General features: G+C 62.6%; 17 protein-coding genes and 1 riboswitch. Of the genes, 9 read left to right on the top strand and 8 right to left on the bottom strand.

The annotated features are described in order from the left end of the window. Positions 1–107: 107 nt before the first annotated feature. Both IB263_RS04080 and IB263_RS04075 read right to left on the bottom strand, forming a co-directional pair. Positions 108–1202, bottom strand: coding sequence for a hybrid-cluster NAD(P)-dependent oxidoreductase (locus IB263_RS04080; RefSeq protein ID WP_034801131.1), 1095 nt, complete (start codon positions 1200–1202; stop codon positions 108–110). A gap of 1 nt (position 1203) precedes the next feature. Continuing rightward, on the bottom strand, positions 1204–2448 hold the full coding sequence (locus IB263_RS04075) for an aromatic ring-hydroxylating dioxygenase subunit alpha (RefSeq protein ID WP_060516342.1): 1245 nt from the start codon (positions 2446–2448) through the stop codon (positions 1204–1206). A gap of 103 nt (positions 2449–2551) precedes the next feature. Continuing rightward, a riboswitch (cobalamin riboswitch) is annotated at positions 2552–2753 on the bottom strand. A 317-nt stretch (positions 2754–3070) separates the two neighbouring features. Between IB263_RS04075 and IB263_RS04070 the strand changes: the two genes are divergently transcribed. From IB263_RS04070 to IB263_RS04060, 3 genes are all read left to right on the top strand, one after another. After that, positions 3071–3670, top strand: coding sequence for a DUF6656 family protein (locus tag IB263_RS04070; protein WP_113554640.1), 600 nt, complete (start codon positions 3071–3073; stop codon positions 3668–3670). A 77-nt stretch (positions 3671–3747) separates the two neighbouring features. After that, the gene (locus IB263_RS04065) at positions 3748–4722 is read left to right on the top strand and encodes an L-threonylcarbamoyladenylate synthase (RefSeq protein ID WP_113080278.1); all 975 of its coding nucleotides are present in this window, start codon (positions 3748–3750) and stop codon (positions 4720–4722) included. A 144-nt stretch (positions 4723–4866) separates the two neighbouring features. Next, a complete protein-coding gene (locus IB263_RS04060; protein WP_112975850.1) occupies positions 4867–6300 on the top strand; it encodes an FAD-binding oxidoreductase in 1434 nt (477 codons plus the stop codon). 69 nt (positions 6301–6369) lie between these two features. Here IB263_RS04060 and IB263_RS04055 read toward each other — a convergent pair whose 3' ends face one another. Further along, positions 6370–8844, bottom strand: coding sequence for a DUF1217 domain-containing protein (locus IB263_RS04055; RefSeq protein WP_034801120.1), 2475 nt, complete (start codon positions 8842–8844; stop codon positions 6370–6372). A 343-nt stretch (positions 8845–9187) separates the two neighbouring features. Here IB263_RS04055 and IB263_RS04050 point away from each other — a divergent pair, with 343 nt between their 5' ends. Next, positions 9188–9754 carry a DUF6101 family protein gene (locus tag IB263_RS04050; RefSeq protein ID WP_034801118.1) on the top strand — a complete coding sequence of 189 codons (567 nt, stop codon included), beginning with the start codon at positions 9188–9190 and terminating at the stop codon, positions 9752–9754. 401 nt (positions 9755–10155) lie between these two features. Here IB263_RS04050 and ubiA read toward each other — a convergent pair whose 3' ends face one another. The 3 genes from ubiA to IB263_RS04035 all read right to left on the bottom strand — a co-directional run bounded on the left by ubiA (position 10156) and on the right by IB263_RS04035 (position 12982). After that, complete coding sequence (ubiA, locus tag IB263_RS04045; RefSeq protein WP_192437677.1) at positions 10156–11115, bottom strand: 4-hydroxybenzoate octaprenyltransferase; 960 nt, start codon at positions 11113–11115, stop codon at positions 10156–10158. A gap of 74 nt (positions 11116–11189) precedes the next feature. Next, positions 11190–11996: a MipA/OmpV family protein gene (locus IB263_RS04040; RefSeq protein WP_060516353.1), complete on the bottom strand. Its 807-nt coding sequence runs from the start codon at positions 11994–11996 to the stop codon at positions 11190–11192. A 170-nt stretch (positions 11997–12166) separates the two neighbouring features. Further along, positions 12167–12982 (bottom strand): helix-turn-helix domain-containing protein, encoded by an 816-nt coding sequence (locus IB263_RS04035; RefSeq protein WP_192437675.1) that lies wholly within the window; start codon positions 12980–12982, stop codon positions 12167–12169. 109 nt (positions 12983–13091) lie between these two features. Here IB263_RS04035 and IB263_RS04030 point away from each other — a divergent pair, with 109 nt between their 5' ends. The 5 genes from IB263_RS04030 (at position 13092) to IB263_RS04010 (ending at position 19873) form a co-directional block, all read left to right on the top strand. Then, on the top strand, positions 13092–14288 hold the full coding sequence (locus IB263_RS04030) for an MFS transporter (protein ID WP_060516356.1): 1197 nt from the start codon (positions 13092–13094) through the stop codon (positions 14286–14288). A gap of 172 nt (positions 14289–14460) precedes the next feature. Beyond that, positions 14461–15501 (top strand): PotD/PotF family extracellular solute-binding protein, encoded by a 1041-nt coding sequence (locus IB263_RS04025; protein WP_034801108.1) that lies wholly within the window; start codon positions 14461–14463, stop codon positions 15499–15501. Continuing rightward, the gene (locus IB263_RS04020; protein WP_034801106.1) at positions 15498–17867 is read left to right on the top strand and encodes a bifunctional diguanylate cyclase/phosphodiesterase; all 2370 of its coding nucleotides are present in this window, start codon (positions 15498–15500) and stop codon (positions 17865–17867) included. Before IB263_RS04025 ends, IB263_RS04020 begins: the two co-directional genes overlap by 4 nt. A gap of 107 nt (positions 17868–17974) precedes the next feature. Continuing rightward, entirely contained in the window at positions 17975–19246 is a 1272-nt protein-coding gene (gene purD / locus IB263_RS04015; RefSeq protein ID WP_192437673.1) for a phosphoribosylamine--glycine ligase, read from the top strand. A 105-nt stretch (positions 19247–19351) separates the two neighbouring features. Then, the gene (locus IB263_RS04010) at positions 19352–19873 is read left to right on the top strand and encodes a plant virulence effector HPE1-like domain-containing protein (RefSeq protein WP_089044748.1); all 522 of its coding nucleotides are present in this window, start codon (positions 19352–19354) and stop codon (positions 19871–19873) included. Positions 19874–19991: 118 nt separating this feature from the next. On the opposite strand, the gene IB263_RS04005 is transcribed toward IB263_RS04010, so the two are convergent. After that, entirely contained in the window at positions 19992–20495 is a 504-nt protein-coding gene (locus IB263_RS04005; protein ID WP_192437671.1) for a DUF523 domain-containing protein, read from the bottom strand. Between the two features lie 62 nt (positions 20496–20557). Then, complete coding sequence (locus IB263_RS04000) at positions 20558–20938, bottom strand: cupin domain-containing protein (RefSeq protein WP_034801096.1); 381 nt, start codon at positions 20936–20938, stop codon at positions 20558–20560. Positions 20939–21042 lie beyond the last annotated feature (104 nt).

Genomic DNA, 21042 nt, shown 5'->3' with positions numbered 1-21042 from the left:
GCCTCTCGCTTGAAAAAGCATTCACGCGACAGGCATTAAGCGCTTGTTGTTATGCATGTCGTTGCCGCAAAACCGCTGCACACTTTTGCGCGACATCATAAAAGCCTTCAAGCTTCGATCTGGACGTCTCCGAGCGGTCGTGAGCAGCAGGCGAGGATGTAGCCCTCATCGATCTCGTCGTCGAGAATGCCGCCATTGTGGCTCATATCCACCTCGCCTGAGACCTTCATCACCCGGCAGGTACCGCAGATGCCGCCTTCGCAGGCAGCGCCGATGCGCACGCCGTTGGCGCGCGCCGCCTGCAGGATCGTCTGGCCGGGCTTGGCCTCGATCTCCTTGCCGCTCATGGTGAAGGCGATCTTGGCGGCCTGGACCTCGCCCTCGTCACCGGCGCCGGCGCGCACGGCAATCTCTTCCGCCGCAGGTGCGGCGGCCGGCTGGAAGCTCTCCTCGTGGTAGCGGCCCATGTCGAAACCGGCCGATTTCAGCATCTCGCGCACGCCGCGCATGAACGGTTCGGGGCCGCAGCAGAAAACGGTGCGGTCCATGAAATCGGGCGCAAGCAGCGGCAGCTTGGCGCCATCAATGCGGCCGCGAAGCCCGTGCCAGCCGTGGCGTGCCTCATGTCCCTCGACGATGAAGCCGAGGTTCAGCCCGGACATCTGCGTCGCCAGAACCTCCAGCTCCGAACGGAACAGCAGGTCCTCCGGACGACGCGCGCAGGAGATGAAGGTCACATCCGTCTCCGGCACGCAGTCCGCCATCCAGCGCGTCATCGACATCATCGGCGTGATGCCGGAGCCGGCCGAGATAAACAGGTATTTGTCGCCGGGATGGCGGACGAAGCTGAAATCGCCGAGCGGGCCAAAGGCGCGGAGTTTCATTCCGGGCTTCAGGTGCTCGAACATCCAGCGGGTGCCGATGCTGTCTGACTGCGCCTTGACGGTCACGGCGATCGACAGCGGCCGCGAGGGCGTCGACGACAGGGTGTAGGTGCGCATCACTGGCTCGTCGGCGACGGGCAGTTCGAGGGTCACGAATTGCCCGGGCAGATAGCGAAACCAGGCGGGCTTTTCGGCCCGGAAGGTGAAGGTCATGACATCGGCGGTCTCGACGACCGCCGATGTGCATTCGAGCATCTGCTGCCGGTCGATCCAGACATGCAGCGCGTCGAAATGGTGAAACGAAGAGGCCATCTGCATGTCAGGCGACCCTTGAAAGCGGAGCCGCGTCGCCGGCAAGGCGCTGCTCCATGAACTTGCAGTACCACTCGACGAACTGCATCACGCCACCCTCGTGCTCGGGCGAATAGGGACCGGGCTCATAGGCCGGTGAGCGGATGCCGAAGGCATTTTCCTCGACGATCTGACGGTCCTGATCGTTGGTCTCGGTCCAGACATGCGTCAGTTCTTCTAGATTGTAGTCGACGCCTTCGACCGCATCCTTGTTGACGAGCCACTTCGTCGTCACCTGCGTCAGTTCGGGCCCGAGCGGCAGCACCCGGAAGGTGATGGCGTGGTCGGCGAGCACATGGTTCCAGGTGGTGGGATAGTGGAACATCAAGAGCGTGCCGATCTGGCTCTGGGAGACGTCGGCGGACAGGGCCCGCCTGACGGCGCGGGCGCCCGACATGGTGTAGCTTTCGGCATTGTCGACAAGCGGCATGCGGGCGGCGCGGAACTGACCGGTCGGCGACATCTTAAATTCGCTCGGCAGGCCCTCGGCCTCGCACTTCGCCCAATGTTCGGCGATCACAGGATCATCCTTGGCGCCCTGCACCCCGGTCGCCGTCGGCGCCTCAGGATAGGTGCGGCAGAGTTCCGGATGATTGGCGGCGCAATGGTAGCATTCGCGGTTGTTTTCCCAGACGAGCTTCCAGTTGCCCTTCTCGATGATGGTGCTTTCGAACGCGACCTTGGTTTCGCCGAGCCGATGCGGCGCGAGATAGGGCAAGGCCATGTCGCGGAACGCCGTGAAATCCATCGGCTTTTCCGACAGGTTGATGAAGATGTAGCCGCCGACCGTTTCGCAATGGATCGGCTTCAGACTGTGGGCGGCCTTGTCGAAATCCTCTCCCATCTGCCGGGCGAAGAGCAGCGAGCCGTCGAGTTCGTAGGTCCACTGGTGATAGGGACAGACAAGCTTTGCCGACGAGCCTTTCGCCTGCGTGCAGACGCGCGAGCCGCGGTGGCGGCAGGAATTGTGCAGCGCCCGGATGGCGCCCTGGCGGTCGCGGGTGATGACAACGGGGTAGTCGCCGACCTGGACGGTGAAGTAATTGCCGGCCCGCGGGATCTCGCAGTCATGGCCGATGAACAGCCAATCCTTGTACCAGATGTTTTCCAGATCCTGCCTGTAGTAGTCGGGATCGATGTAAAAGGCCCGGTCGAGGCTGTAGCCGTCCCGCCTGCCCTTCAGCTTTCGAAGCATATCGTTTCTGGTGTCCATGTCCTGTCCTCATGCGCCATGTTTCGGAGAGGCAGGACAGGAACCCGCACGGGCGCACACCCATGCGTTTGAGGCTCCGATCCGGCTGCCCGCCGCAACCCGTTACGGTTATGTCCGTCAAGGCTGGTTTCCGGGCTCAGGAGCCGTCCTTTCGGACCTGCCCGGCGCCTTCCCGGACGAACCGTCCAGTGGCCTTTGCCGAGGCTTTCGCTCCACCACCGTTGCGGGGGCAGCGCCGGGATTTGACCGGCTTCCCAATTCTCCATCTTCCCTTCGAAGACGGCACCTTGAGTAAGGATATGTAATCGCGGAAGTCGCCTTGGCAGCTGCCCGATAGCGACATCCAATTCCAGAATGACGACACGGAAAAAACCGCCACAAAAGGCCACCGTCTTAGAATTTTTACATTGCAAACATATAGATAGATCACATCTTGGGCATTTGCCGACTTTTGCGGCGCGGTCGGCGCAGATGCGGGAGGGCTTCGCCCGTTTGCGACATCGCGTCAGATAGAGAACGCTAATGATGCAGCCAGGACGAAATCATTCATTAACCATGAGCCGCTAGCCTAGCCGGCGGACGAGAGAGGTCCTGCAGGCAGGCAGATGGCGCGCTGACGATCATGGCAAAGTTGAGATACTACGACGCGGCAGCCGAGAAGCTGCCGACAATCCCGCCGAAGGTGGCGGTTCATACCGAATTCCTGCGCACGGGCCGGATCAACCGCAGGCAATGGTTGCCGAGCGAACGCCGGTATTTGAGCTATGAGGAAGTCGCAGACAGGACGGGCAAGAAGCTCAGCACCGCCGGCGACACGACCCATAAGCGGATCAACGGGTTCCACACCTCGATCCAGTTCCCGAAGATGATCTTCCACCGCACGCTCGTCGGCCGGCCGCATCTCGGCTACTGTCACGTGACGGCGGCGCGTACACCGGTTACTCCCTCCAAGGACATCACCTGGTCCTTCTACTTCGCCAACTTCTTCTGCAACCTGGGCGACGAGACGCATTTTTTCGAGAGTATCCAGCCCGGCTATTCACGCATGTACTTCGCCGTCGCCATCGAACCGGGCGCCCAAGCCGGGCAAATGGTCATCAACCGCAACTTTCGTGACAACGGGCTGCTGTTTCGCACGGATGATCCCAAGGTCGCGCTGAAAAACGTACTGATGCTTGGCGCCAAGGATGACGCGTTGCGTCGCATCATTCGCAGCCTCTGAGCCGAACCGGTTCCTTCAAAGAAAATCGTTCTGTTTTTCCGGTGCGTCCGTTAAGGAAGCGTCGGAAAGGAAACGGCATGGCTGAGATCATCGACACGGATAGAGAACCGGACCGCGCGATCGCGCGCGCCTGCGCCGTTCTTGCCGAAGGCGAGCCGGTCGCCATTCCGACCGAGACCGTCTACGGCCTTGCCGCCGACGCTACCAATCCCGATGCGATCAGTCGCATCTACGAGATGAAGGGGCGCCCGCGCTTCAATCCGCTGATCTCGCATGTTTCCGACATGGCGATGGCCGAAGCCCATGTGCATTTCGATCCGATTTCGAGGCAGCTGGCCGAAGCCTTCTGGCCCGGCCCGCTGACGCTGATCCTTCGGCAGCGCGCCGACAGCACGGTTCATGCGCTGGCGTCCGCCGGCCTCGACACGCTCGGCATCCGCATGCCCGACGGTTTTTCCCGCCGGGTAATCGCCCACTTCGGGCGACCACTGGCCGCACCCAGCGCCAATACGTCGGGCAAGATCAGCCCGACCAGTGCGGTCCATGTGGAAGCCGATCTCGGCGACAAACTGAAACTTATCCTCGACGCCGGCCAGGCCCAAATCGGCCTTGAATCGACGATCATCAAGGTAGACGGCGACGAGATCCGGCTGCTTCGGCCGGGTGGCCTCGATGCCGCCGAGATCGAACGCCTGCTTGGTCGTCCGGTGACCCGGCCGGAGACGGCGGGAGCGACGATCGAGGCGCCGGGCATGCTCGCCTCGCACTACGCGCCCGGCGCTGCCGTCCGGCTCGATGCCGCCGAGGTGCATGCGGGCGAAGCCTTGATCCGTTTCGGCGGCAATCGGATCGCCGGCGAAGAGCAGGCGGCCGTCGTTCTCGATCTCAGCCCGACTGGCAATCTGCGCGAAGCCGCCGCCAATCTCTTCGACTATATGAAGCGGGCGGATGCCAGCGGCGCAGAGACCATCGCCTTCGGGCCGATCCCTTCGGACGGGTTGGGGGAAGCCATCGTCGACCGGTTGCAACGGGCGGCGGCACCACGAGGGTAAGATAGTGTGCGGCATCTTCTCCGCACCCACCCTCATCGAACGGCACCAATTGCGGTTATGATCGCCGCCAACCAGGAACCGAGGACCAGATCCTCAGATCGACCGATCCGATAGCGCGCGCAGGCGCAATGCGAAGTGAGGCCCATGACCACCCTTCCCTCTCCCGAACTCATCGCTTCCTTCGCCGAGATCGTCGGCAACACCAACGTGCTGACGGACGAAGCCGACAAGGCGCGCTATCTCGTCGAATCGCGCGGACTCTACCTCGGCACGACGCCGATGGTCCTGCGTCCGGCCAACGTCGACGAGGTCTCGCGCATCATGAAGCTCGCGAGCGCCACCCGCACGGCGATCGTGCCGCAGGGCGGTAACACCGGCCATGTCGCCGGGCAGATCCCGCGGGAGGGCAAGGCAGACATCGTTCTTTCGCTGGAACGGCTGAACCGCATTCGCGACATCGATCCGGTCGGCAATGTCATCGTCGCCGATGCCGGCTGTATCCTCGCCGATATCCAGAAGGCGGCGGACGAGCACAATCGCCTGTTCCCACTGTCGCTCGGCTCGGAAGGTTCAGCCCGCATCGGCGGCAATCTCTCCACCAATGCGGGCGGCACCGCCGTGCTTGCCTATGGCAATATGCGCCAGCTCTGCCTCGGCCTCGAAGTGGTGCTGCCGACCGGCGAAATCTGGGACGGGCTGCGCCGGTTGAAGAAGGACAATACCGGTTACGACCTGCGCGATCTCTTCATCGGTGCCGAGGGCACGCTCGGCGTGATCACCGGCGCCGTGCTCAAGCTTTTCCCGAAGCCGCTCGGGCATCAGGTCGCCTTTGCCGGAGTCGGCAGCGTCGAGCATGCGCTCGCTCTGTTCGAAAAGGCGTCCAGCCTTTGCGGGCCGGCGTTGACCGGCTTCGAGCTGATGCCGCGGCTCGGCGTCGAATTCACCACCAAGCACATCCCCGGCGTTCGTGATCCGATGGAAACGGTCCATCCCTGGTACGCGCTGATCGATATCTCGACGTCCGATAGCGCCGAAAGCGCGGAACGGATGGTGCAGGATCTGCTGGAGCAGGGATATGCGGCCGGCCTCGTCGAGAATGCCGTGATTGCCGCCAACGAGACACAGGCGAAGGCGCTGTGGCACATGCGCGAGAGCATGTCGCCGGCACAAAAGCCCGAGGGCGGCTCGATCAAGCACGATGTCTCCGTGCCCGTCTCCAGCATTCCGGCCTTCATGAAGGAGGCGGATGCCGCCGTCGTGAAAGCGATCCCCGGCGCCCGCATCTGCTCCTTCGGCCACATGGGCGACGGCAACATCCACTACAACATTTCGCAGCCAGTCGGCGCTGACAAGCAGGCCTTCCTCGACCGCTGGCGCGAAATCAACGCCATCGTCCACGGCATCGTTCTCAGCTACAACGGCTCGATCTCCGCCGAGCACGGCATCGGCCAGTTGAAGCGCGACGAACTCGCCGAGGTCCGGGCGCCGATCGAAATCGAGCTGATGCAACGCATCAAGCACGCGTTCGATCCCGCAGGCATCATGAACCCCGATAAAGTGCTGCGCGCCGACGGTTGACGACGCGCCGTTTCGCGCGGCGCGCGGCGATGCAGCAACAGGCTTGGGCTGACCGTCAGACGGCGTGCGTCAGCGGCCGCCTGCGCGCAATTGCGAGAGCGACAGCAAGGTCTCGGCACTGACGCCAGCGCTGCCGCCGCCGGTCAGAATCGCGAGACCGGGCGATACATCCTGGTTGTTCTCGACGTCGTAGAGCGCCGTGAAGCGTTGCAGAAGCTTCTCAAGCTGACCCGGCTGCTGCAGTTCCTTGATGTTGACGGTGCGCTCGATAAAGGCCGCCTGGGCCTCGATCTTGGCGTTCTGCAAACCCTCCGGCATGCTGTAGGCGGTCTTGATGACCTCGAACAGGGCGCGATCGGCCAGGATGTCGTAGGCCGTGTTGATGTCCGAGGCCTTGCGCTTGAAATAGAGCGCCAGGCGAATGCCGCCGTTATCGGCGCCCTCCTTCTCTTCGAGCGACTGATTGAGGAAGAGATCAACGGTGGTGACGAGACCGCGGCGGGTCTGGATCTGCCCTGCCTCGCCCCTGACGATCTTGCCGTCCTTGTCGAAGTTGAAGGACGAGACGATCTCCCGATACTTCAGCCCATTCGGGTCGGTGTTGATGAAGCTCTTCGGATCTTCGAGATCCGACGTAAACATACTCCTGAGATAGTCGGACTTGACCGTCTCCGGATCGATACCTGCGCCGACGAGAACCATGTCGACCAGACGGCGGTTCTTGAGGAAGGCATCCAGCGTTTCGATCTTCGCGATCTCGGAGGTGTAATATTTGGCTTCTTCCTGGGCCTTTTCCTTCGCGATCTTCTTCTCGTCGTCCGTGCCGAAGCGGGACTTGGCGACGATATAGGCCCGCGCCGTATTCATGATGTCGCCGTCGCTCTGGGCGAGTTTTGGTGCGCCGAGAGTCCCGTCCGGATTGAAGTTGAACGCTTTCACGAGCTTGACGTAGCGTTCGTCGCGCAGCGTGTTGACGTAGCTTCTGGGATCGTTGAGATCGCTCGTCAGAATGCGCTTCAGATCACGCTTGCTCAGGCCCTCGTCTTCGAGACCGAAGGCGCTGAGCGTGAACTTCAGTACGCCATTGTCGGCCAGCAGCTTGTCGACCGACTCCATCGAATTGACCAGCAGCTTGAAGCGCTTGACCAAGGCTTCGTCTTCGGCATCGCCCTTGTCATTGTAGCGGACCATGTAGCCGTCGGACGTCTTCTTCAACTGATCGGCGTCCTGCGCCGTCTTGCCGGGCTGCAGCGTGCCGTCGGGCCGGAAGTTGAAGGCTTTGTGCATTTCCTTAAAGGCGGCATTGTACTCGCCGCCCTGCGTGTTGACGTAGCTGTTCGGGTCGTTGATGTCGCTGGTGAGGATGTTTTCGATCGTCGACGGCACGGTCGTCGACGCTTTGAGGCCGAAGGCCGTGACGAGGTAGTTGAACAGCCGGCTGTCGCTGGTCAGCTCGGAGATGCTGGTGACGCCGGCGATCTTGCCTTCGTAATATTCCTTGTTGAGCAGTGCCCCGGCGCCGGTCAGGCGCGCGCCGCCGAGCGGCGTTTCGCCCGGTTTCTTGAACACGTAGATGTTGTTGAGTTCCGTCTTCTTTGCGTCGCTTATCGCCTTTTCGCCGGCCGGCACGCTGCCATCAGCGTTGAAGTTAAAGGTTTCCGCCAACTTGATGTAGGTTTCGAGATTGCGGATGCGCCCGTTCAGCGTGTTCAATTCCTCGCCGAGCGATGCGAGCAGCGCGGGCGCCTGGTCGCGTGGCGGAAGCTTGGCATCGAGATCGGCGACGATCGCGTTGTGCTCGTCGATCTTGGCCTGAATCGCCGGCTTGTCGGCAGCGGGCGCCTCCGCCAGTTCGGACGTCAGCCTGTTAATCTCCCCGAGGGACTTGAGCCGCGTCTGAAGGTCAGTCTGCAGCTTGAGCGCTTCTTCCCGCCTCGTCACAGCGGCCGTGCGGCTTGCGGTCAGAGCGGCAGGGTCGCTGGTCAGCGCGTCGCGGACCTCGGTGTAGTTGAACGTCTTCGGGTCAATATCGAAGACGGTGAAGGCAAACGAACGCAGTCGTTCGTTGCCGAGGAACTTGTCGACATCGGTGACGAGATCCATGGCCGCGCCAAAATAGGCCATCTCTCCGCGCATGGCCGTGTCGAGGCTGGCGATCCGCTCGTTGTAGAGACCGATCAGCGCATCCTGCTGTGCGTTGGTTTGAGCCACCGGCTTCGACGAGCTGAAGCTGAAGGCCTGCGCGAAGTTGCGGTAGCGTTCATCGGTGAGACGGTTGGCAAAGCTGCTTTCGTCCGAAAGATCGCTTTCCAGCACCTTGCGCATGAAGGCCTTGGCATAGGTCATGTCCTCCAGGCCATGCGCTTTCATCGCGTATGAGTAGAGTCGATAGTCGTTCAGAAACTCCTCGACAGTTTTCACGCTGCCGATGTTCTCTTTATAATACTCCGCTTCGCGCGCGATCTGCGGCTGCTGGGCAATGCGGTTGAGGCTGCTCCTCATGTCCCGCGTGATGCGACTGTAGTCGAGATAGGTCGATACCATGCCCTGGCGCCTTGTCGGTTACCCATGGGGACAGGCTGGACCCGAGCCCCGAAACAGAATTCTGACGCGTCATGATTGCAGGACTGGCTTGCGTGTGGCTTTTCCCGGCAGTTCGAACGACGGCAAAGGTGCGCCTGATCGGAACGAATGCGGCCGCGCTGTTGACGAAACGGAAACCCTGACCGGTCGGCTTTTGCTAACCATCGAGAAACGCAAAGTTTTCTTAACCGCGAATTTTAAGTCGTTCGGAAAGGGCGCCGCCTATTCTCCCGCTCATAGAGGACGAAAAGTCCCGACGAGAAGACCGGAAACCGGCTCTCAAGGAAAAACAAGGGCGATTGAAATGCGCAACACACTCTCTCAACCCGCATGGGTCGAAAACACGCTCCGTCTTGATCCGCAGCGCTTTCCACAGCAGGCGAGCTACGCCTTGCGCGGTCACACCGGTAATGTCACGATCAGCCTGGACGAGCGTGGCGCAGTTCTGCGCAAGGTGCTACCATCGAGCGGCCTGCCGCTTTCGATCGCACTGCCGGCGCGCGCATTCAAGGGGGTCGCGGCTCGCGCGATCGATCACGGCGACGGAGACGTTACAGTGACGCTGGAACTTCATCACGACGACCCGGACCTCTGTGTCCCGCTGCTCGTCGCACACGACCTGTCCGACATCGCAGCCGACTGGCGCGCCTGGGCAGAAGCTTATCGCATTCCGATGCTCATGGTCGAAGCGGATGGCGTGGCAAGGCCGCTCGAAGAGCACCTTGGCGACGTGCGCACCGCGCCCGTCAAGCCGCGCCGCCGCCACTCCTTCTTCGCAGAGCGCCGCCCGCGCTTCCTCGTGCGCCGCTCCACCGGCACGCTTGGCGTACACATGAAGATCGATGGGCGCGAGATCATCGCCCGCAGCTGATTGAAGAGCCTACCTCCAGCGCGACAGCCGGCCGTTCCCTGCGGCCGGCTGTCGCGTTTGGCGAGGTCAGATCTGTCGGGACATTTTCTTCGTGCACGCATGCACTGGGGTCGTCGCCGCCTCCCCCGACGATTTACCGAATGTTCCCCCGGAAACAGTTGCGTCGCCTTCTTCGTGCCATATGGGCTGCATAGCCAAGACCACGAAAGAAGGAGAAACCCGATGCGCAAGCACATCGCCTCAGTCGTTGCCGCCGTCCTGTCCAGCTTCCGTGCGCGTCACGAGGCGAGGAAGCGCAAGGCCGCCCGCGACATCAGCTGGGCCTGAGATTTTTGCGGCCCGCAACAGGCAGGCCGACCATGGGGCAATGAAGACGATCCTCCGCCGCAACGGAGGATTTTTCATATCAGGCGCAGGAGAAGCGCCAGCACCAGCCCGGCGAAGATGATCAGACCGACGATGCTGTTGAACTTGAACAGCGCCAGGCACTGTGCAGGATCATGGATGTTCAGGACGAGGATCTGATAGGTCAGCATCGCTGCTGCGATCAGGAGGCCGACATAGGCGACGGCACCGGCGCCGGCTGCAACGAACGACAGAAGGACGAGCAGCGTCGCGATGCCATAAAGGCCGATCAGCCAGGGGCGCGGGTTTTCACCGAAACGCCGCGCCGTCGAGCGCACGCCGATCAGTTCATCGTCCTCCTTGTCCTGGTAAGCGTAGATCGTGTCGTAACCGATCGTCCAGGCGATGGCAGCGCCGTAAAGCAGAACGGCGGCAACCGACAACGTGCCGAATTCGGTCGCCCAGCCCATCAGCGCGCCCCAGGAAAACGCCAATCCCAGAAAGAACTGCGGCCAGTCGGTAAACCGCTTGGCGAAGGGATAGATCGCGACGATCGCCAGCGACAGGATGCCGAGCACGATCGAGAAGGTGTTGAACTGCAGCAGCACGACAAGGCCGACAAGTGCCTGCAGCACCATGAACACCTTGGCCTGAAGGCGCGAGACACGCCCCGACGGCAGCGGCCGCGAGCGGGTACGGGCAACTTCCATGTCGATGTCGTGATCGACGATGTCGTTGTAGGTGCAGCCAGCACCACGCATGGCGATGGCGCCGACAGTGAACAGGAAGCAATGAAACAGGAAGCGGCCGAAGGAGAATTGACCGGCACTCGCCGACACACCCGACGCCAGGGCCACGGACCAGAGGCAAGGCAGCAGCAGCAATTGCCAGCCGATCGGACGGTCCCAGCGGGCAAGCTGCGCATAGGGCCAGAGCGCACGCGGCAGCACTCGATAGACCCAGTTGTTGGACGGCGCGTCCTGAACGCGGCCGGAATCGGCAGAGATTGTGTTCATATCCCTGTTTGACGCCGCAGGCCCGGCCGGTCAAGCGGCGAGATCGCCGCCGACCACGGGAGGAAAACGCCTGATCAGGGGAGCGTGAAGTCGAAGCGGTAGGTTGCCGACAGACCGACGAGAACCTGGTTGCGGCTGCCGCGTTCGCGAACGAGGCTGGAATCAGCCGCCGGGCCAAGCAGGCGCTTGTATTCGGCATAGGCGCTCGTCTCGAGCTTTTCGGTTGCCTGCCAAGTGATCGCAGCACCGATACCGGCCGAGCCGACGCCGCCATGCGGGGTATAGTTGCTGAGACCGGAGGCCGTCGCCTCGCGATCGTTCACGCCGTAATAGGCCGTGTAGTAGCCGCTGCTGGCTGCCGACAGGCGCGGGCCGCCGGAAATGCGGACATTGCTGCTGACATCGGCAAAGGCGTCCGCCGCGACATCGGCAACGACGCCGTGGTGACTGCGGATACCCTGGCGGACTTCGGCGCGCACACGCAGCCAGTCGGTCGGGTAGACCTCGGCAAAGCCGCCGGCTTCACCGCCGAACTTGACCGGATCAAGTCCCTTGAGGTCGCTGGACGTGCCGGCATCGCGTTCGAAAATCAGCTTTCCGACGAGACCGGCGCGGAAGCTGCCCTGGTCGACCAGCGCATAGGACATGTTGTCGTTGCGCGAGGAGAAGCGGACCGTGCTGCCGGCCTTGCCGAGCGAGATCAGCGGGGCCGCCTGGAACATGCGCTTGGAAGCGCCTTCATATTTCGGGCCGTAAAAGCCGGTGGCGCCGACCTTCAGGTACCAGTCACCGGACCAGAAATGTTGGCCGTCACCGGCGGAGGCGGCATTGGCCGACAGCAAAAGGGTTCCAGAAAGGAAAACAAGAGAACGGATACGCAAGAAACAACTCCGGAAGATACATTCGCCGGGGCGAAATTGGCCGTGCCGTCGGGCCGAAGGAGGGAATGGGCAGGAACGGCACAGGGCGAGTTATTGGCCCTTGTTCCTACGATTCCGTTAACCAGGTCAATTCAGCTTTCGTTTCCCATGAGCGCCGTAGCTGCCCGCGGTCACTGGCCGAGATAGGTCTTCAGATAGGCGCTCGGCGGGCTGCCGAGCATGCGGCGGAACATCGTCGTAAAGGCCGCGACGTTCTCATAACCGGCATCGAGTGCCACATTGATGATCGGCTCGCCGTCGGCCAGAAGCGGCAGCGAGGCGAAGATGCAGGCCTGCTGGCGCCAGGTGACGAAGCTGACGCCCGTCTCCTTGCGAAACAGCCGCGTGAACGAGCGGCGGCTGAGACCCAGCCTGTCGGCCCACTGGTCGATGCTTGCGGCCGCCGACGGCGCCTGCAGGAATTGCCGGCAGAGCGCCGCAAGCTTTTCGTCGCGCGGGAACGGCAGGCCGAGTGGGCGCTCCTGCAGCCGGCCGATTTCCTCCAAAAGCAGATCAGTCACCAGTTGCTCGCGCCGCTCCGACATCGCCTCGTTCTCTACGCTGACGAGCGCATCGACGAGGCTGCCGGCCAGCGGGTTGATTTCCATGACCATCGGCCGCTCTGCGCGCAAAAGGTCCGGCGCGAAATAGATCGAGTGCATGCGCACGTCGCTGATCATCTCGGCCGAATGCTCCACGCCCGCCGGGATCAACAAAGCGTGGCCGGGCGGCACCATCCACCGCCCGCGCTCGGTGCGCATCAGCACGACGCCGCCGCGCGCCCACCACAGCTGGGTCCGGGTGTGTTTGTGAAAAGGCACGAGGAGGCCGGCATTGTAATCCCGTCCGAGCGCGAGCACCGGGGCGTTTCCCGTCTCGACCCAGTCGAGGTTCCGGAAGTGATCGTCATCGGGAAGCTGCGGCAGCGGATATCGGCGGATCGGCATTTGGCCCACTCACGAAAGAAATCGACCAGATCACAAAAGCAGGCCAACCGCAACCTCAGTAGAGATAGGCCACGCCGCACACAACCTTCGAGACGGCAAGGAATCACCCATGTCTACCGTGACTTCAACTTCCGGGATCTCCCCGGAGAAGACGGCTTTCTCCGTCATCCTGGCAGTCAGCTTCTGCCATATGCTGAACGACATCATGCAGTCGCTGCTGACGGCACTCTATCCGCTGCTGAAGGCGAACTACTCGCTCGACTTCGTGCAGATCGGCCTCCTGACCTTTACCTTCCAGCTGACGGCATCGATGCTGCAGCCGGCCGTCGGCATCATCACCGACCGCTGGGCCCTGCCCTATTCCCTGCCGCTTGCCATGCTGTCGACCTGCAGCGGCCTGATCCTGCTCGCAAATGCGCATGATTTCTGGGTCCTTCTGGTTGCTGCCAGCCTGATCGGCGTCGGCTCGGCGATCTTCCATCCGGAGTCCTCCCGCATCGCGCGCCTCGCCTCCGGCGGCCGCCATGGCCTGGCGCAGTCGCTGTTCCAGGTGGGCGGCAATGCCGGCAGCGCCATGGGTCCGCTGCTCGCCGCCTTCATCGTCATCCCCTTCGGCCAGGGCAGCCTCAGCTGGTTCTCGATCGTCGCGATCATCGGCTTCTTCGTGCTCTCCTGGGTCAGCACCTGGTATGTCCGCCATCGCCGCACGACCATGAGCCGCGCTGCGCCGAGCCGGGCACTGCCTCTGCCGAAGGGCCGGGTGATGTGGGCTGTTGCCGTGCTCGTGCTTTTGACGGCCACCAAGAACGTCTACATGGCGAGCATCTCCAGCTACTTCACCTTCTTCGTCATCGAGAAATTCGGTATCGACGTACAGCAGGCGCAGTTGATGCTGTTCCTGTTCCTGGGCGCTGCCGCAGCCGGGACCTTCCTCGGCGGCCCGATCGGCGACCGCTACGGCGCCCGCTTCGTCATCTGGTTCTCGATCCTCGGCGTCATCCCCTTCGCGCTGATGCTGCCCTATGCGAACCTCTTCTGGACCGGCGTGCTCTCCGTCATCATCGGCCTGATCTTCTCCTCGGCCTTCTCGGCGATCGTCGTCTTCGCCCAGGAGCTGGTCCCCGGTCGCGTCGGACTGATTGCCGGCGTGTTCTTCGGGTTCGCCTTCGGTTTCGGCGGTATGGGCGCTGCCGTACTCGGCATCTTCGCCGACCGGCAGGGCATCGAGTTCGTCTACACGATCTGCTCCTATCTGCCGCTGCTCGGCATCCTGACGATCCTCCTGCCGAAGATCCCGACGCGATAGCCGCCCCGGCAGAAAAAACAGAAAATCGGACCGGGCGCCGCCATGCGGCGCCCGGTTTTCGTCTGCGCGGCCAACGGCACGCGGCACCCCGGCCACTCGTCGCAGCCCTACGTAATCATTCATCAATTTTTGCGCGCTACGGTCGTCTGACGGGCTTGGGCAGGGGTACACAATGCAGGGGCGAACGGCGATTCCGGCCTTACTGGCGACGTTGCTCTTTGCAACGGCGGCACCGGCCGAGACCCTGAACCTGCTCATCTGGGAATCCTATATCGACCAGAAGATCCTCGACCGCTGGTCGTCGATTACAGGCGTGTCAGTGCACCAGGTCTATTACGACAGCGGCGATACCCGCGACGAGGTGCTGGCCGATCCGAACAGCCGCGTCGATCTGGTGGTAACCGGCGAAAACAGCGCCGCTCTCTTCGGTCGCAAGGGCGTTCTCGAAAAAATCGACGAGACCAACGTCGCCTCGCTCAGGGACTATGACGAGAGCTGGCGCAAGCGCTGCTCCGGCCGGGGCCTGCCCTATCTCTGGGGCACGATGGGCATTCTCTACCGTTCCGACGTCTTGGCCGAAGCGCCGACCTCCTGGCAGGATCTGATGCGCCCTGCCGCTGCGCTTGCCAAGCATGTGGCCATGTACGACGACCACAACGAGGCCTTCGTCGCCCCGTTGATGCTGCTCGGCCAATCGATCAATACCAACGACAGCAGCACGCTGAAGGCCGCCTTTACGCTGATGAAGGAACAGGCCCCTTCGGTGCTCACCTACGAATACATCATCAGCGCGATCCAGAACCCTGCAGTCAGCAAGGACATCTACATGGCGCTCGGCTACAGCGGCGACCAGCACGTGCTGAACGCCAAGGCCGGCACCCCTGGCGTGTGGCGTTATGCGGTTCCGAAGGAAGGCACACTCTCCTGGCTCGACTGCATGTCCGTCGTTGCCAATTCGCAAAACAAGGATCGGGCGCTGGCGCTGCTCGACTATCTCGGTTCGCCGGGAAGTGCCGCCGCCAACGCGCTGGCGCTCAACATGCCGACGGCAAGCCGGGCGGCCCACGCACTTCTGCCGGAAGAGGTCCGCTCCGACCCGGCGATCTACCCCTCGCCCGACATTCTGGCCAAGAGCCAGTATCAACAGGAACTGTCCACAGAGTCGGTGCAACTGCGCCGGCGCATCATCAGCACATTGGCGAATTTCCAGTGAACCTCGGCAAACGCGCGCTCATCCTGATCTTTCCCGTGGTGCTTGCCGGCTATCTGCTGGCGGCGGTCTCGGTCCACGTCACGCAGAGCCGCTCCATCCGCGCGCTCGAGCATGCCAAGCTGTCGCAGCGCCTTGAACATGCGGCCGCCGTCTTCCAGAACGAGATCGGCCGCAGCAAGGGCTTTCTCAATGCGCTGCTGAACGGCAATTCGCTGCGCCAGTACGTTTCCGAAACCGATGCGAGCTACCGGGCCAATGCGCTCGGCGTCCGGCTGCAGGAGAGCGTCAAATCGCTGCTCGACGATCCGACGGGCTATGTTTCGCTCGCGCTTCTGAGCTCGGAACTCAAGTCCGAATACTATTTTGAAAACAGCTGGGATCCGTTCGCCGAAATCGACGAGGCGCAGCTCAACCTTGCCCGCCGGCTGATCCGCGAAGACAAGCTCGCTGACTGGACCTATCTCTACGAAGCGGGCCAGAGACCGCGCATCGTCTATTCCTTCTTCCTCGACCCCATTGCCTTTACCCGGCCGTTGCCGAGCAAGAAATCGAACGCCCTGCTCGTCCAGGTCGCGATCCAGCCCGACCGCTTCCTCGACATGCAGCAGGCGCTGAAGAAGGAATACGGATCCGACATCGTTCTGCAGCCCTGGCCGCAGGCCATCACCGACGACCTTTCGGCAAGCGTGCATCTCGGACCTTCGCTCTATGCGACGCTCACCGTTTCGAGCGAGCATTTCGACGCGCTGATGGCGCGGCAGAAAATCCTGCTGGCGCTCGGCGCCGTCGCCATGAGCCTGTTCTCGATCTGGTTGATCATCATGTTGATCCGCCGCTTCATCACCGATCCGATCGCCACTCTCGACGCCAATGTGATGGCCGTGATGGTGGGTGCGCGCGACGAAATCCGCGATATGGAAGAAAAGGGCGAGATCGGCCGCCTCACGGAAAACATCCGCGAACTGCACCGCCAGTCGGTGCAATCGCTGAAGCTCGTGCAGCGCAGTTCCTGGACCGATACGCTGACCGGGATCAGCAACCGCGGCCACTTCAACGCACTCGCTGCCGGCGTCGTTCGCGAGGCGATCGCGGCCGGCGAGAAGTGCAGCCTGCTGTTCATCGACATCGACAACTTCAAGTTCGTCAACGACAAGCATGGTCACGAGATCGGCGACGAACTCCTGAAAACCTTGGCGGCCCGCATCGCCGAGCGGGTCGACGTGATCACCGAGCGCCGCGGCCAGAAGCCGGCGATCCTCGCCCGCCTTTCGGGCGACGAATTCGCCGTGCTGGTGCGCTCGCGCCCGGGCGACGGAACGGTCCGGGAAATCTCGGGCGCCATCCTCTCGCTGTTCGAGGACGGCTTCGAAGTCTCCGACAAGCGTTATCCGGTGACCGCAAGCATCGGCGCTGCGATCTGCCCGGATGACGCCACCAACCTCACCGAACTGATCGCGAATGCCGATGCGGCAATGTATCAGGCCAAGACCAGCGGCAAGAACCGCTCCGCCCGCTACTCGCGCGCGCTTCACGACAAGCGCACGCGGCTACGCCAGATCCAGGACGAGCTGCGCTCGCTCGATCCGGACGAACAGTTCCACCTCGTCTACATGCCAATGGTCGATACCGAGGGCCGGGTCACCGGCTGCGAGGCGCTGCTGCGCTGGTACTCGCCGGTGCTCGGCAACGTCACGCCGGATGAATTCGTGCCGATCGCCGAAAGCTCGGGGCTCTTCACCAAGATCGACTGGTGGGTGATCAACAAGGCGATGTCCGACTGCGGCCAGTTGAAGGCCCTGTTCGGCCCCGAAACAGTGCTCGCCATCAACATTTCCTCGGCCGAACTACATTCCAAGGCGATCGCCGACCACTTCGCCGACTGCCTGGAACGGCATGGGCTGGAGGCACGCTCGATCGAGATCGAGCTTACCGAAACCTTCGCCGTCAAGTTCAGCGACCAGCTTCGCCGCAACATCGATGCGCTCCGCCAGAACGGCTTCCGGCTTTCGATCGACGATTTCGGCGCCGGCTACACGTCCGTGCAGCAGATCATCGAATACACGGCCGATACCATCAAGCTCGACCGGGCGCTGGTGTCGAACCTCACCGCGTCGCATTCCCTGCCGGTATTGAAGGCGTTGATCGCGCTCTGCCACGCCAAGGACGTCGCGGTCGTCGGAGAAGGCATCGACACGCCGGAGAAACTCTCCATGCTGACGGCTGCCGGCTGCGACCTGTTCCAGGGCTACCTCATCAGCAAGCCGCTGCCGATCGAGGATCTGGCGATCTGGGCGCTGACACGCACCGCGCGTTATGCGCACGACGAAGCGCTGGACGAGCAACAGAGCCGCCAGGCCATCGCCTGAGATGTGGCGATTGCGAGAATCGCCACCCGAACTCCCGTTTTCCCTTGACCTTGCCGCCCTGCCGTCCTAACCGCAGCGCAACATTTTTCGGGATATCGGGGGCTGCAATGAAGGTTCTTCTGATCGGATCGGGTGGGCGCGAACACGCCCTTGCATGGAAGATCGCGCAGTCGCCGAAACTGACGAAGCTTTATGCCGCACCGGGCAATCCCGGCATCGCCGAAGAAGCGGAAATCATCGCCCTCGACACGGACGACCATGCAGCGGTCGCCGACTTCTGCCGCAAGGAAGCGATCGATTTCGTCGTGGTCGGACCTGAGGGTCCACTGGTCGCCGGCATCGCCGACGTGCTGCGCGCAGCCGGCATCGCCGTCTTTGGCCCCTCTGCCGCGGCCGCCCAGCTTGAAGGCTCCAAGGGCTTCACCAAGGATCTCTGCGCCCGCTACGATATTCCGACCGGCGCCTATGGCCGCTTCACCGATGCGGAGAGCGCCAAGATCTATGTGCGTGAACAGGGCGCACCGATCGTCATCAAGGCCGATGGTCTCGCCGCCGGCAAGGGTGTCACCGTCGCCATGACGCTCGACGAGGCGCTCGCCGCCGTCGACGACTGTTTCGCCGGCGCCTTTGGCGCCGCCGGCGCCGAAGTGGTCGTAGAAGCCTACCTCGACGGCGAAGAGGCAAGCTTCTTCTGCCTCTCAGACGGCAAGACGGCGCTGGCGCTCGCGTCGGCCCAGGACCACAAGCGCGTCGGCGACGGCGATACCGGACCGAACACCGGCGGCATGGGCGCCTACTCGCCGGCCCCGGTCATGACGTCAGAGATGATCGAGCGCACGATGAAGGAAATCATCGAGCCGACGATGCGCGGCATGGCGGAAAGCGGCCATCCCTTCTCCGGCGTGTTCTTTGCCGGGCTGATGATCACCGCCAAAGGACCGGAACTCATCGAATACAACGTCCGCTTCGGCGACCCGGAATGCCAGGTGCTGATGATGCGCATGAAGAGCGATCTTCTGCCGCTTCTCTATGCCGCGGCGACCGGCACGCTCGCCGGCATGACTGTGGAATGGCGCGACGAGACGGCGCTGACCGTCGTGATGGCCTCCAAGGGCTATCCGGGCAGCTACGCGAAGAACACGCCGATTGACGCCCTCCCCGCAGCATCCGACACCACCAAGGTGTTCCACGCCGGCACAGCGATGAAGGATGGAGACCTGGTCGCAACCGGTGGCCGTGTGCTCAACATTACGGCGACAGGGGCAAGTGCCGGCACGGCCAAGGACAGGGCCTATGCGGCACTGTCGGCCGTTTCCTGGGACAACGGCTTCTACCGGCACGATATCGGCTGGCGCGCGGTCGCGCGCGAGAAGGCTTGACCGGAAACCGGTCAATTCGCGGATCATTCTATTTTTACCAATTCTCCTGACGGGAAAGTAAGGGAGCGCGCATATTCTCGCCGATAACGATCCGGGAGAAAAACGATGCGCCTGTTGCTGATCACTACCGTCCTTGGGCTTGCTGCTGGCAACGCCGCGGCGTCGTCGATCGAAGCGATCGCCTCCGGCACGACCGACAATGCCAGCGTCTCCACGGTTTCCTGCGCCGATTGCCCGCCGTTGCAGTCGCGGAAAAAGGTCACCTACGTCGTCCCGACGATCGCGGCGGGCGACGAGACGATCGAGCTCAAGAAAATCAACGGCGAGATGAAGATGGTGCGCACGGAGGCCTGGCTCGGCGGATCGCCGGTGGTGTTCGTCAGCAAGCCGTCGCACGAGATGATCAAGACGGCCGCGGCCGAAACCGACGACGCTGCAACGGTGACCGTCTCGAACATCGCGAACGACCAGAACCCGCAGGCTTCCAGGCCGGAGTTTCTTTCCATCGATCAGACCGCAAAGACCGCCGCGGTAACCCCGATCGGCGCGTCCATGGTGGCTGTGCCCGTGGCCGACGAGAGCTCACAGGATTTTGATCCGTCCACCCTCGAACTTCGGCTAGACTGATCGCCTATCGGGAAAGTTCCCTGCCCCGCTCAGCCGTCCCCTGCATTTAAAGGCTGACGGGCGTATCGCTGTAAGAGCGAGAGATTGCGCCCCTGAGAGAAGCGGGGGCGCAATCTTTTTATTGCGAGCCTTCCAATTCTTCGATCCGCGCGACCAGCACCTCGATCTGTCTGTCAGAATAGACTTCGACGCCGTTGGCGAGGAGCAAGGCGGCCGTTACGCCCTCACCCGGATGGCGCGCGCCGGAAAAGCTCCCGTCATAGACGAAACCCGACCCGCAGGACGGGCTGCCATCGATCAGGAGCGCGAAGCGACAGTCGGCTTGCCTGGCAACCGAAAGAGCGTTTTCGGCAGCCTGTATGAACCCTTCGGTAACGTCGCCGCCGTCGACCTCCACCACCCTCGCCTTGCCGGCGAGCACGTCCTTGCCGATAGCGCCGGCGGCGATCTCGGCCGGCGGACGCGGCACCGGCATGCCGGCCGACATTTCCGGACAGATGGTCACGAGACGGCCTTCCGCGCGCCAGCGGTCTATCGCCGGGTGCAGGAGCGGCTTCGACTGGCCGTCGTAGCGGACGGCATGGCCCATGAGGCAGGCGCTGACGAGAATTTTTGCGGGCATGCCTTTCTCTACTCCGGCGCCCTGCCGGTCAGCAAGCGCGATCGCAGTGCCCGGACAAGGGATCAGATCCAGCGGTCGTTTTGCGCGGTGCGTTCGCCACCCTCATGCCCGGTGTTGAGCGTGCCGCGCGGCTCGATCAAGAGCATCTTCACCTCGTGCTCCGCATAGGGCTTGTGTTCGACGCCCTTCGGCACGACGTACATTTCGCCGGGACCGAGCGTCACGGACCCGTCGCGAAAATCGATCCGCAGCGTGCCCTCGATGACGATGAAGGCCTCGTCGGTATCCTTGTGATCGTGCCAGATGAAGTCGCCCTCGATGCGCACGATCTTGAACTGGTAGTCGTTGAGTTCGGCAAGGACGCGCGGCTGCCACTGATCGCTGAAGAGCGAGAGCTTCTCAGCGAAATTGATCGGCTTGTAGGTCTTCGTCGCGACATTCATCGGCTGTCTCCATCTTGCGTAATGGAGACAGCATATAGGTCGCCGGGCAGCGAGCCGCTTGAACGTTTGTGCGCGGGTGTGATGCCGCCGGTCTCCCGGCGGCG

Origin of the sequence: Ensifer sp. ENS03, assembly GCF_014852035.1 — a bacterium.
Classification (GTDB): Bacteria; Pseudomonadota; Alphaproteobacteria; order Rhizobiales; family Rhizobiaceae; genus Ensifer; species Ensifer adhaerens.
This window is presented reverse-complemented; position numbering and strand designations above follow the sequence as displayed.